This is a genomic window from Salmonella sp. 2020_1459 (assembly GCF_043847915.1).
Taxonomy (GTDB): domain Bacteria; phylum Pseudomonadota; class Gammaproteobacteria; order Enterobacterales; family Enterobacteriaceae; genus Salmonella; species Salmonella enterica.
On the sequence record NZ_JBCMFA010000005.1, the window covers coordinates 20226 to 32934 of the forward strand.

Sequence of the window (12709 nt, forward strand, 5' to 3'; positions counted from 1 at the left end):
ATCCGGCCCTCGCACAGCAATAACATTACTCGTCAGCGTCATCCGCAACGTCGTCATCGCTTTCCGCTTCCGGGGCGATATCCTCATCCCCTTCCGCCACGCTGCCGTCGATAGCGTCGAGTTCTTCGTCATCTACCGGTTCAGCAACGCGTTGCAGACCCACCACGTTTTCGTCTTCCGCCGTGCGGATAAGGATAACGCCCTGGGTATTACGTCCCACTACGCTGATCTCAGACACTCGGGTACGCACCAGAGTACCGGCATCCGTGATCATCATGATCTGGTCGCAATCGTCTACCTGTACCGCACCGACAACGGAACCGTTGCGCTCGGTCACTTTGATAGAGATAACGCCCTGCGTCGCACGAGACTTGGTCGGGTACTCGTCCGCTGCGGTACGCTTCCCGTAGCCGTTTTGCGTTACGGTCAGAATAGCGCCTTCGCCGCGTGGGATGATCAGAGAAACTACTTTATCGTCTCCCGCCAGCTTAATACCGCGCACACCGGTCGCGGTACGCCCCATCGCACGGACGGCGTCTTCTTTGAAACGCACCACTTTACCCGCGGCCGAGAACAGCATGACTTCGTCAGAACCAGAAGTCAGGTCAACGCCAATCAGCTCGTCGCCGTCGTTGAGGTTCACCGCGATAATACCGGCGGAACGCGGACGGCTGAATTCGGTCAGCGCCGTTTTCTTCACGGTACCGCTGGCGGTCGCCATAAAGACGTTGACGCCTTCTTCGTATTCACGAACCGGCAGAATCGCGGTGATACGTTCGTTGGCTTCCAGCGGCAGCAGGTTAACGATCGGACGACCGCGCGCGCCACGGCTGGCTTCCGGCAACTGATAGACCTTCATCCAGTACAGACGGCCCCGGCTGGAGAAGCAGAGGATGGTGTCATGGGTGTTGGCCACCAGCAGGCGGTCGATAAAGTCTTCTTCTTTAATACGTGCTGCTGATTTGCCTTTACCGCCACGACGCTGTGCTTCGTAATCCGTCAGCGGCTGATATTTCACGTAGCCCTGATGAGACAAGGTTACGACAACATCTTCCTGGCTAATCAGATCTTCGATATTAATATCGGCGCTGTTGGCGGTGATTTCGGTACGACGCTCATCGCCGAACTGATCGCGAATTAACTCCATCTCTTCGCGGATCACTTCCATCAGGCGATCGGCGCTGCCCAGAATGTGCAGCAGTTCAGCAATCTGCTCCAGCAACTCTTTGTATTCGTCGAGCAGTTTTTCATGCTCCAGGCCGGTCAGTTTCTGCAAACGCAGATCCAGAATCGCCTGCGCCTGCTGTTCAGTCAGGTAGTACTGACCGTCACGCACGCCAAATTCTGGCTCCAGCCATTCCGGACGCGCGGCGTCATCACCAGCGCGCTCCAGCATCGCAGCAACGTTGCCCAGATCCCACGGACGCGAAATCAGCGCCGCTTTTGCTTCCGCCGGCGTTGGCGCGCGGCGAATCAGTTCGATAATCGGGTCGATGTTGGCCAGCGCAATCGCCAGAGCTTCAAGGATATGCGCACGGTCACGGGCTTTACGCAGTTCAAAAATAGTCCGACGCGTCACCACTTCACGGCGGTGGCGCACGAACGCTGAAATGATATCTTTCAGGTTCATGATCTTCGGCTGGCCGTGATGCAGCGCCACCATGTTAATACCGAAGGAAACCTGTAGCTGGGTCTGGGAGTAGAGATTATTAAGCACCACCTCACCCACCGCATCGCGTTTCACTTCAATCACGATGCGCATCCCGTCTTTATCGGATTCGTCACGCAGCGCGCTGATGCCTTCCACGCGTTTATCTTTCACCAGCTCGGCGATTTTCTCGATCAGGCGCGCTTTGTTCACCTGATAGGGAATTTCATGGACGATGATGGTTTCACGGCCCGTTTTCGCGTCAGCTTCAACTTCCGCGCGGGCGCGAATGTACACTTTGCCACGACCGGTACGGTAGGCTTCTTCGATACCACGACGACCGTTGATGATCGCGGCGGTCGGGAAGTCCGGCCCCGGAATATGTTCCATCAGCCCTTCAATGCTGATGTCTTCGTTGTCGATATACGCCAGGCAGCCGTTAATCACTTCCGTCAGGTTGTGCGGCGGGATATTCGTCGCCATACCTACTGCGATACCGGAAGAACCGTTCACCAGCAGATTCGGAATTTTGGTCGGCATGACGTCCGGAATTTTTTCCGTACCGTCATAGTTATCCACGAAATCCACCGTCTCTTTTTCGAGATCGGCCATCAGTTCGTGGGCGATTTTCGCCAGACGGATCTCCGTATAACGCATTGCCGCCGCGGAGTCGCCGTCAATAGAACCGAAGTTACCCTGACCATCCACCAGCATGTAACGCAGCGAGAATGGCTGCGCCATACGAACGATGGTGTCATACACTGCGAAATCGCCGTGGGGATGGTATTTACCGATTACGTCACCAACGACACGGGCAGATTTTTTATAGGCTTTGTTCCAGTCATTGCCCAATACGTTCATGGCGTAAAGTACGCGACGGTGTACCGGCTTCAGGCCATCTCGGACATCCGGCAGCGCACGGCCAACAATGACCGACATCGCATAATCCAGATAGGAGCTCTTCAGCTCTTCCTCAATGTTGACCGGTGTAATTTCTCTCGCAAGGTCGCTCATCTAACCGCTATCCCTCTACTGTATCCCGGATTCAAAGGTCGCAAATTATAACACATTCGCCCACGTACTGGTAAACGGAATGCAGCCAGACAATGCTTTATTCGGGTGCCGCATGCTCTCTTCATTTATAAGCGTGGTCTCGGCGTTTATCGGCGATCGGCTTCAGAGGCGACACAGAGGAGATCGGGGCCTGGCCAGGAAGAGGTTAGAAAATCAATACCTCCCGTGTATACCCGTCATACTTCAAGTTTCATATGCGTTGGCTGCGAGTTACTCGGCCCATCCCTGGGCCTCGCCCCGTCGCGGTTAGCGCAAGCGCTGTTCAAGACGGTTAACCATTTTATCCTGCAACTCGAATTATTTAGGGGATATGCCGGGAGGCATAAACCATAATCAGTATCACCAGATGCTATTTAATCACATAGGCCAGATATTCTTTCACTACCTCATCGTTTAATTCCTGACCCAATCCGGGCTGTTCCGGCGCGACATAATAGCCATTTTCCGGTTGATAATCGTGGGTACAAAGTTCCCGAATAGATGCTTTCATCGCATTGGTATGATGCTCATGAATAATAAAGTTGGGAATTGCTGTTTCCATATGCAGCGCGGCTACCGTGGAAACAGGACCGCCGCAAACATGCACCTGTACAGTGGTGTCATAAATATTAGCATAGTCACAGATTTTCTTTCCTTCGGTAATTCCGCCGCAGAGACACAAATCAGGTTGCGCTACGGCAATAGACTGCTTCTCCAGTAATTCCCTGTATCCCCATCTTGTGTAGGAACGCTCGCCAGTGGCGATTGGAATCGTTGTTGAACGGGAAACTTTCTGCATATTATCAGAATTTAATGGATGAATCGGTTCTTCATAAAGAAAGATACGATACTTTTCTATCGCCTTCGCAAATTGAATAGCTGAGTTTGTACCGAGAAGAGAATGGATTTCCACGATAATATCAGCATCATCCCCCATTGCTTCACGCATAGCGGCAATTCGCGCTTCCCCCATTTTTAATTGATCGGCCAGTAACAATCCTGAATAGTTACGATTTCTATTCTGAAAAACACAGTCATCGCCATTACGATCGATTTCGAGTGGATCCACTTTAATCGCATCATATCCATCGTCAAGAGCCGCACGCGCCGCCTCAGCATATTCCTCAGGTGTCACTAATATCTGGCGTTTATCCCCCCAACCAAATTGTAACTGACTAGCATAGGTTCTTAATTTTTCATTAGTTTTCCCGCCAAGGAGCTGATAAACAGGTACACCTAAATATTTACCTTTGATATCCCAAAGAGCAATATCAATAGCGCTCATTCCGGCATAAAAAACGTTCCCGCCCCCCATCCCCCAAAAAGTCTTTCTGAAAAAGAACTCCCAAATTTTTTCGATATTTAGTGGATCTTCACCCACAATCAATGGCGCCAGATCTCTGATGATCCCTACGCCAGCTTTAGCGCCTGCGCCATAGGCCAGTCCTACTTCGCCAATACCACTTAATCCTGAGTCGGTATTCACCCGGATAAGTACTGGATTATAGGAGGACATCGTTTGATCTCTTTTTTTTAATTCACAGTCAAAAACTTCAATAGACGTAATTTTCATAATTTCTCCATTTATCAGGTTCGTGATACAACATTTGTTTGTTGGCTTTTTTCTTTTTTCACATCAATTTTCATTAACGCCAAAACGGCTACCGCAGCGAAGCAAAGTATTGCCTCTACAATAAATATTCCTGTCGCACCATAATGAGTAGAAACGAATCCCAGTGATTTATTAATCAGGAATCCGCCAAGACTTGAACATGAGTTAATAAACGCAATGCTGATAGCCAACCCTGACGGCGACAATAATGCAGAAGGCAGCGCCCAGTAAGGTCCGTAATAGCTGAGGATCCCAACACCATAGAACGTTAGCCCCAGCATTCTCAGCGACACTGAGGGGACAAGAGCAATCATCAGAAAACCACAGCCTGCCAGAAACATGGGTAATGCAGCATGCCATTTTCGTTCATTCTTTTTATCGGAATGCCAGCCCCACCAGGGCATGCTGAACATAGCGAAAATAAACGGAATACTCATGATTAAACCAACGTCAGTATCCGTAAAATCAGCTGAAAATCCCTTCACCAACCCCGGCAACCAGTAGTTTGCCGCCAGAGCAGCCGCCTGAATCAACATGTAGGCGAAAGAAAGCTGAAGCAAAACTGGATTTTTGATTACGGAAAGAAAGGATGAGTTGGTATTTTTATTTAATGCAGCTGCGGTTTCATTGTCAGTACGTAATTTATTAACTAAGGCCGATATCTGCTGTGGCGTAAGCCATTTAGCCTTTTCTGGACTGTCAGGCAGTAAATAAAATGTCAGGATGCCAAGGAATACGGTAGGGATACCTTCAATAGCAAAAAGCCAGCGCCAGCCTTCATAATCCGGGGTATTCAAATGCTCGATGATCCAACCAGACATCGGTGCAGCCAATACCGATGCTACAGCAATAGATAACATGAAGAAACTATTGACTTTTCCGCGTTCACGAGCCGGAAACCAACATGCAAGATAATAAACCATGCCCGGGAAAAAGCCAGCTTCAAATACCCCCAAAAAAATGCGAGCCAGCAAAATATGTTGAGTATCTTTAGCAAAAAAAATCAGCCCAGTTACCGCTCCCCAGCCGATAATAATGGAACTAATCCATTTTCTTGCGCCAAGCTTTTGCAAGCCAATGCTACTCGGAATTTGAAAGATTAAATATGATATGAAGAATATAGAAGAAATATTAGCGAAATCCTCAGGCGTAATACCGAGAGATTCATTCATGCGTAATGCAGCAAACCCAATATTGACACGATCCATATAGTTAAAAAAGTAAAGAATAAACGCCAAAGGAATGATTTTCCTTTTTACAATACGAATTGCATCGTATAAATTTTCTTGTGGACTACTCATTTTGCATCACCTTTTATGATTCAATGAATAAGGGTATTGACCGGAATCGATGTTACGTAAAAAACAATACAATTCAAAAGCTAATGTGTCATATCTGATATATCAGCAAGCAAACTTAATGAAATATACAATAACAACAATAAAGTATGTAAATTTTCTTATATCTGATATATTAGATCCGTTAATTTTGAATAAATTAATTACAATGGAGCCGGGTTTAACCATGGAGGAGAAGAAAATGAAAAATAGATTAAAGCGTGACTTTAGTCACATATCAATTGAAATACCCAAATCCATCACCCAGGTGATTAAAGAGAAAATAAGGGAGATGATTATCCATGGCGATTTCGATCTTGGGCAAGCGATCAGTGAAAATGAACTATCAAATATTCTGATGGTAAGTAAAACACCAATTCGTGAAGCTTTTATTTGGCTGAGCTATAATGAAAACTTGGTCAACATCATTCCCCGCAGTGGGACATTTGTTTTTTCTGTCACCGACGAGGATATCAATGATCTCATCAAAATGAGGGTTATCCTTGAACAGGGCGCAATTCGTGAAGCGATGGAGAAAAATGCTAACAATGTCATAGTCGAATTAAGCAATATTTTATCGAAGTCAGCAAAAATTAATGCAGAGCGAGATACGCAAGCTTATCTCAAACTGGATCATGATTTTCATTATGTTTTTGTGAAATATGCCGATAATAAATACATTTCGCAAGCACACCTGTTGATCTCAGCACGTTTATTGGCAATTCGCTACAGACTGGATTTTACCGCTGAATATATCACCAGCTCTAACCGGGGACATGCCACTATTTTGGATATGTTAAAAAACAACAACGTCGAGGGCGTCTGTAATTTTATCACGCACCACATCGGTAGCGGTTTTACAGAACGCGCAAGAAAACTTCTTGCGCTGAAAGCGTAATAAAGACGGCAGCAGATATAACGCAGCGACTTTGCACCTGCTATACTGCCCCGATAGATCAATAGCGGAATCTCATGTACTCATGAACACTGAAAAACCGTCGGTAGCTCACAACGTTGACCATAATGAAATCGCCAAATTCGAAGCCGTCGCGTCGCGCTGGTGGGATCTGGAGGGCGAATTCAAGCCATTGCATCGCATCAACCCTCTACGCCTTGGCTACATTACTGAACGCTCAGGCGGCCTGTTTGGTAAAAAGGTACTCGACGTCGGCTGCGGCGGCGGCATTCTGGCGGAAAGTATGGCACGCGAAGGCGCAACCGTCACCGGGCTGGATATGGGCTTTGAGCCTTTGCAGGTCGCCAAACTGCATGCGCTGGAAAGCGGCATCGAGGTAGAGTACGTGCAGGAGACGGTTGAGGAACATGCGGCAAAACACGCTCAGCAATACGACGTCGTCACCTGTATGGAAATGCTGGAGCACGTTCCCGATCCGCAATCGGTCGTCCACGCCTGCGCCCAACTGGTTAAACCCGGCGGCGAGGTGTTCTTCTCAACGTTGAACCGCAATGGGAAATCCTGGCTGATGGCGGTCGTCGGCGCTGAGTATATTCTGCGCATGGTGCCAAAAGGCACGCACGACGTGAAGAAATTCATTAAGCCTGCTGAACTGTTAAGCTGGGTAGATGAAACCGTCCTGAAAGAGCAACATATCACCGGACTGCACTACAACCCGATAACCAATACTTTCAAACTCGGTCCCGGAGTAGACGTTAACTATATGTTGCATACCCGCGCTAAAAAAGCCTGACATCAAAGAATTTTCCTATAAGGGTTGCGTTAGATCATCGGGCGCAACCTTTCTCTTCGATGAAGAAATCAGCATTCGATCAAATTTTGATTTTTTTTTATGAATTGTTGACATCCTCTCCAGGCCTTATCAGACGCGCATTTAGCGATTCTTACGCTTTTGCAACCGCAATTTAACGCCAAAATCAACTCTTGTACTCAAAAGAATCCCTACTAGAATACTCACCATATAGCGTTTCACTTATCGATTACCCCCTATATATAGTATTTATCCACAGAGTTAGTCACAACGTGGCGTTGTGGATAAGCGGGGGGATATTTTTCTTTCACGGACAGGTAAACAGGTAGAAAACCACATGAATCAGAGTCTGCTGGTGACAAAGCGTGACGGCCGTACTGAGCGCATCAATCTCGACAAAATTCATCGCGTGCTTGATTGGGCGGCAGAAGGACTGAATAACGTATCGGTTTCTCAGGTCGAGCTACGCTCGCATATTCAGTTTTATGATGGGATTAAGACCTCCGATATCCATGAAACTATCATTAAGGCCGCCGCAGACCTGATCTCTCGCGATGCGCCGGATTATCAATACCTGGCTGCGCGTCTGGCGATTTTCCACCTGCGTAAGAAAGCCTTCGGCCAGTTTGAGCCGCCCGCACTTTACCACCATGTGGTAAAAATGGTTGAGCTTGGCAAATACGACAATCATCTGCTGGAAGACTACACGGAAGAAGAGTTCAAGCAGATGGATTCGTTTATCGTTCACGATCGCGATATGACCTTCTCCTACGCTGCCGTTAAGCAGCTGGAAGGGAAATATCTGGTGCAAAACCGCGTGACCGGTGAAATCTATGAAAGCGCGCAGTTCCTCTACATTCTGGTAGCGGCCTGCCTGTTCTCGAACTACCCGCGTGAAACGCGTCTTGACTATGTAAAACGTTTTTACGATGCGGTCTCTACGTTCAAAATCTCGCTGCCGACGCCCATCATGTCCGGCGTGCGTACCCCGACCCGTCAGTTCAGCTCCTGCGTACTGATCGAGTGTGGCGACAGTCTGGATTCCATCAACGCCACCTCCAGCGCGATTGTGAAATACGTTTCTCAGCGCGCCGGAATCGGCATCAACGCGGGACGCATTCGTGCGCTGGGTAGCCCGATTCGTGGCGGCGAAGCGTTCCACACCGGCTGTATTCCGTTCTACAAGCACTTCCAGACGGCGGTGAAATCCTGCTCGCAGGGCGGCGTGCGCGGCGGCGCGGCGACACTGTTCTACCCGATGTGGCACCTGGAAGTGGAAAGCCTGCTGGTACTGAAAAACAACCGTGGCGTGGAAGGCAACCGCGTACGTCACATGGATTACGGCGTACAGATCAACAAACTGATGTATACCCGCCTGCTGAAGGGCGGCGACATTACGCTGTTCAGTCCGTCCGACGTGCCGGGGCTGTATGATGCGTTCTTCGCCGACCAGGACGAATTCGAACGCCTATACGTGAAATATGAAAACGGCGACAGCATCCGCAAACAGCGTGTGAAAGCGGTCGAACTGTTCTCGCTGATGATGCAGGAACGCGCCTCTACCGGTCGTATCTATATCCAGAACGTTGACCACTGCAATACTCACAGTCCGTTCGATCCGGTTGTCGCCCCGGTACGCCAGTCTAACCTGTGTCTGGAGATTGCCCTGCCGACCAAACCGCTGAACGATGTCAACGATGAAAACGGCGAAATTGCGTTGTGTACGCTGTCTGCATTCAACCTGGGCGCCATTAAAACTCTGGACGAGCTGGAAGAACTGGCTATTCTGGCAGTACGCGCTTTGGATGCTCTGCTCGATTATCAGGATTACCCGATTCCGGCTGCCAAACGCGGCGCAATGGGCCGTCGTACGCTGGGCATTGGCGTGATTAACTTCGCCTACTGGCTGGCGAAAAACGGTAAGCGTTATTCCGACGGCAGCGCCAATAATCTGACGCATAAAACCTTCGAAGCCATTCAGTACTATCTGCTTAAAGCGTCCAACGAACTGGCGAAAGAGCAAGGCGCCTGCCCATGGTTCAACGAAACCACCTATGCAAAAGGCATTTTGCCGATCGACACCTACAAAAAAGATCTGGATGCGATTGTCAACGAACCGCTGCACTACGACTGGGAACAGCTGCGTGAGTCGATCAAAACCCACGGTCTGCGTAACTCCACGCTATCGGCGCTAATGCCGTCGGAAACGTCGTCCCAGATCTCCAACGCCACCAACGGCATTGAGCCGCCGCGCGGCTACGTCAGCATCAAGGCCTCGAAAGACGGTATTTTGCGTCAGGTCGTGCCGGATTATGAGCATCTGAAAGACGCTTACGAACTGTTGTGGGAGATGCCGAACAACGACGGTTATCTGCAACTGGTGGGTATCATGCAGAAGTTTATCGATCAGTCGATTTCCGCCAATACCAACTACGATCCGTCACGTTTCCCGTCAGGAAAAGTGCCGATGCAGCAACTGCTGAAAGATTTGCTCACCGCGTATAAGTTTGGCGTGAAAACTCTGTACTATCAAAATACCCGCGACGGCGCGGAAGATGCGCAGGACGATTTGGCGCCTTCTATTCAGGACGATGGCTGCGAAAGCGGCGCTTGTAAGATCTGATGAATAGTGCCGGGTAGCGCTATGCTTACCCGGCCTACGATTGTACGGTTTGTAGGCCGGATAAGGCGCTTGCGCCGCCATCCGGCGCTCATCCCATAAAGGATTCACTTCAATGGCATACACCACTTTTTCACAGACGAAAAACGATCAGCTCAAGGAACCCATGTTCTTTGGCCAGCCGGTCAACGTTGCACGCTATGACCAGCAGAAATATGACATCTTCGAAAAACTGATCGAAAAGCAGCTCTCTTTCTTCTGGCGTCCGGAAGAGGTCGACGTCTCCCGCGATCGTATCGATTATCAGGCGTTGCCGGAGCACGAAAAACATATCTTCATCAGCAACCTCAAATACCAGACGCTGCTGGATTCCATTCAGGGACGTAGCCCGAACGTCGCCCTGCTGCCGCTCATTTCCATCCCGGAGCTGGAGACGTGGGTAGAGACCTGGGCGTTTTCTGAGACGATTCACTCACGATCCTACACCCACATTATTCGTAACATCGTCAACGATCCGGCGGTCGTGTTTGACGATATCGTGACCAATGAGCAAATTCAGAAGCGCGCCGAAGGGATCTCCGCCTACTACGACGAACTTATTGAGATGACCAGCTACTGGCATCTGCTCGGTGAAGGCACCCATACCGTTAATGGCAAAACGGTTGTCGTGAATCTGCGTGAGCTGAAGAAAAAACTGTATCTGTGCCTGATGAGCGTGAACGCGCTGGAAGCCATCCGCTTCTACGTCAGCTTCGCCTGCTCTTTCGCATTTGCCGAGCGTGAACTGATGGAAGGCAACGCCAAAATTATCCGTCTGATCGCCCGTGACGAAGCTCTGCATCTGACCGGCACGCAACATATGCTGAACCTGTTGCGTAGCGGCGTGGACGACCCGGAGATGGCGGAAATCGCCGAAGAGTGTAAACAGGAATGTTATGACCTGTTCGTGCAGGCGGCGCAGCAGGAAAAAGAGTGGGCAGACTATCTGTTCCGCGACGGTTCGATGATCGGCCTGAATAAAGATATCCTGTGTCAATACGTTGAATATATTACTAATATTCGTATGCAGGCGGTAGGACTAGATCTGCCGTTCCAGACCCGCTCCAACCCAATCCCGTGGATCAATACCTGGCTGGTGTCCGATAACGTTCAGGTCGCTCCACAGGAAGTAGAAGTTAGCTCTTATCTGGTCGGACAAATCGATTCGGAAGTCGATACCGACGATCTGAGTAATTTCCAGCTCTGATGGGACGCGTCACGCTGCGTATCACTGGCACACAGCTGCTGTGCCAGGATGAACACCCTTCTCTGCTGGCCGCGCTGGAATCGCATAACGTTGAGGTGGAGTATCAGTGCCGCGAAGGTTATTGCGGCTCCTGTCGTACCCGGCTGGTTGCCGGTCAGGTTGACTGGATTACGGAACCTTTAGCGTTTATCCAGCCGGGAGAGATTTTGCCCTGCTGCTGCAGGGCAAAAGGCGATATCGAAATCGAGATGTAACTCAGTGCAACTCGCTGGTGGAAACCAAAGGCATCACGCCACGTTTTTTCATCTGCACGGCATACAGTGCGCCAGCGAGTACCACCAGCACCGCGCCAGCGACATAAATCATACGATAGCCAACCGACTCAACCATCATTCCCATGATAAAGGCGCCAATCGCCATTCCGGCATCCATCGCGTTAAAGAACAGTGAATTCGCCACGCCGATTTTATGCGGTTCAACCGAGCTGATAATTTGCGTCTGGAAAACCGGCGTGACCGAACCGTAGCCGATACCGATGAGACCGCCGGAAATAATCATCATGATGCTGCCATTGGTGTAGCCCAGCGCCACCAGACCGATGGTAAAAGCCAACAGGCATGGGAAAACAACGTATTTCGGCCCTTTTTTATCACAAATATTCCCGGTGAAGGTACGGCATATCATCAGGAAAATCGCGTAACACAGCAGGAAATTACTGGCCGCCGCCATTAAATCCAGCTCACGCGCATACAGCGCCAGGAAAGCCGACACGCCGGCATAGGAGAAAGTCATAAAAAAGGTGACCAGCGCAAAAGGCAAGGCGGCGCGGTCAAACATCGCGGCAAAACCCAGATTCGGTTTCGAACCATCGGCATGACGAATTACCGGAGGGACCGTCACAATCAGGGAAAGTACAATCCCTAACGCCGCTACAGCGGAACAAAGCCAGAATGCGGCAGTGAACGCGTTCCAGCGGGCCATATTCAAACCGATCCACGGTCCTACGACCATCGCAAGGCCCATCGCTAAAGAGAAAAAGCTGATGCCCTCTCCACGTCGGGAGGCCGGAATTAACCGCGCTGAAATAGTTCCTTTTACCGTAGTAATAACACCAAACGTAATCCCATGAAGTACGCGGATAAAGAGCAGCGACTCGATAGAATGGCAAACCGGATACAGCGCAGTAATCACCAAAAAAGCCAGAGAAGAGAGCACCAGAATCTTTTTATTCGAATATTTTCCCACCCACTGCCCGGCAAACGGCCGAATAACAATTGCCGCGGCCAGGAAACATGTCACTAACAGCCCGGCCTTATCTGCAGAAGCATGCAGGCGGTCAGCGATATAAATGGGTAATAAAGTTAGCAGTACATAAAAAACAAAAAAGATAATAAAACTGACTATGGTGATTGCCCAAAAATCCTTCGTCCATAATTTTTCTTTCATTCTTAACGACCCGCTCAGAT

At 49.6% G+C, this 12709-nt stretch carries 9 protein-coding genes; 5 read left to right on the top strand and 4 right to left on the bottom strand.

Features of this window, described 5'->3' with window-relative positions; all coding sequences use genetic code 11:
- Nucleotides 1-25: 25 nt before the first annotated feature.
- The 3 genes from gyrA to ACH0VJ_RS13865 all read right to left on the bottom strand — a co-directional run bounded on the left by gyrA (nt 26) and on the right by ACH0VJ_RS13865 (nt 5614).
- Nucleotides 26-2662, bottom strand: a complete 2637-nt coding sequence (gene gyrA, locus ACH0VJ_RS13855) for a DNA topoisomerase (ATP-hydrolyzing) subunit A (RefSeq protein ID WP_001281212.1) — start codon at nt 2660-2662, stop codon at nt 26-28.
- A gap of 409 nt (nt 2663-3071) precedes the next feature.
- Nucleotides 3072-4274, bottom strand: coding sequence for a mandelate racemase/muconate lactonizing enzyme family protein (locus ACH0VJ_RS13860; RefSeq protein WP_000705589.1), 1203 nt, complete (start codon nt 4272-4274; stop codon nt 3072-3074).
- Nucleotides 4275-4288: 14 nt separating this feature from the next.
- On the bottom strand, nt 4289-5614 hold the full coding sequence (locus ACH0VJ_RS13865) for an MFS transporter (RefSeq protein WP_000098082.1): 1326 nt from the start codon (nt 5612-5614) through the stop codon (nt 4289-4291).
- Nucleotides 5615-5663: 49 nt separating this feature from the next.
- Between ACH0VJ_RS13865 and ACH0VJ_RS13870 the strand changes: the two genes are divergently transcribed.
- The 5 genes from ACH0VJ_RS13870 to yfaE all read left to right on the top strand — a co-directional run bounded on the left by ACH0VJ_RS13870 (nt 5664) and on the right by yfaE (nt 11497).
- On the top strand, nt 5664-6548 hold the full coding sequence (locus tag ACH0VJ_RS13870; protein ID WP_000944714.1) for a GntR family transcriptional regulator: 885 nt from the start codon (nt 5664-5666) through the stop codon (nt 6546-6548).
- Between the two features lie 82 nt (nt 6549-6630).
- Nucleotides 6631-7359, top strand: a complete 729-nt coding sequence (gene ubiG, locus ACH0VJ_RS13875; RefSeq protein ID WP_001091009.1) for a bifunctional 2-polyprenyl-6-hydroxyphenol methylase/3-demethylubiquinol 3-O-methyltransferase UbiG — start codon at nt 6631-6633, stop codon at nt 7357-7359.
- A 355-nt stretch (nt 7360-7714) separates the two neighbouring features.
- Nucleotides 7715-10000, top strand: coding sequence for a class 1a ribonucleoside-diphosphate reductase subunit alpha (nrdA, locus tag ACH0VJ_RS13880; protein WP_001076496.1), 2286 nt, complete (start codon nt 7715-7717; stop codon nt 9998-10000).
- 112 nt (nt 10001-10112) lie between these two features.
- Nucleotides 10113-11243 (top strand): class Ia ribonucleoside-diphosphate reductase subunit beta, encoded by a 1131-nt coding sequence (nrdB, locus tag ACH0VJ_RS13885; protein WP_000332026.1) that lies wholly within the window; start codon nt 10113-10115, stop codon nt 11241-11243.
- Nucleotides 11243-11497, top strand: a complete 255-nt coding sequence (gene yfaE, locus ACH0VJ_RS13890) for a ferredoxin-like diferric-tyrosyl radical cofactor maintenance protein YfaE (RefSeq protein ID WP_000533921.1) — start codon at nt 11243-11245, stop codon at nt 11495-11497. Before nrdB ends, yfaE begins: the two co-directional genes overlap by 1 nt.
- Before the next feature lies 1 nt (nt 11498).
- Here yfaE and ACH0VJ_RS13895 read toward each other — a convergent pair whose 3' ends face one another.
- On the bottom strand, nt 11499-12689 hold the full coding sequence (locus ACH0VJ_RS13895) for an MFS transporter (protein ID WP_000660247.1): 1191 nt from the start codon (nt 12687-12689) through the stop codon (nt 11499-11501).
- Between the last annotated feature and the right edge of the window lie 20 nt (nt 12690-12709).

Coding starts and splice junctions, on each gene's coding strand:
- yfaE (WP_000533921.1), top strand. CDS start 11,243: ATGGGACGCGTCACGCTGCGTATCACTGGCACACAGCTGCTGTGCCAG.
- ACH0VJ_RS13870 (WP_000944714.1), top strand. CDS start 5,664: ATGTTACGTAAAAAACAATACAATTCAAAAGCTAATGTGTCATATCTG.
- ubiG (WP_001091009.1), top strand. CDS start 6,631: ATGAACACTGAAAAACCGTCGGTAGCTCACAACGTTGACCATAATGAA.
- nrdA (WP_001076496.1), top strand. CDS start 7,715: ATGAATCAGAGTCTGCTGGTGACAAAGCGTGACGGCCGTACTGAGCGC.
- ACH0VJ_RS13860 (WP_000705589.1), bottom strand. CDS start 4,274: ATGAAAATTACGTCTATTGAAGTTTTTGACTGTGAATTAAAAAAAAGA.
- ACH0VJ_RS13895 (WP_000660247.1), bottom strand. CDS start 12,689: ATGAAAGAAAAATTATGGACGAAGGATTTTTGGGCAATCACCATAGTC.
- nrdB (WP_000332026.1), top strand. CDS start 10,113: ATGGCATACACCACTTTTTCACAGACGAAAAACGATCAGCTCAAGGAA.
- gyrA (WP_001281212.1), bottom strand. CDS start 2,662: ATGAGCGACCTTGCGAGAGAAATTACACCGGTCAACATTGAGGAAGAG.
- ACH0VJ_RS13865 (WP_000098082.1), bottom strand. CDS start 5,614: ATGAGTAGTCCACAAGAAAATTTATACGATGCAATTCGTATTGTAAAA.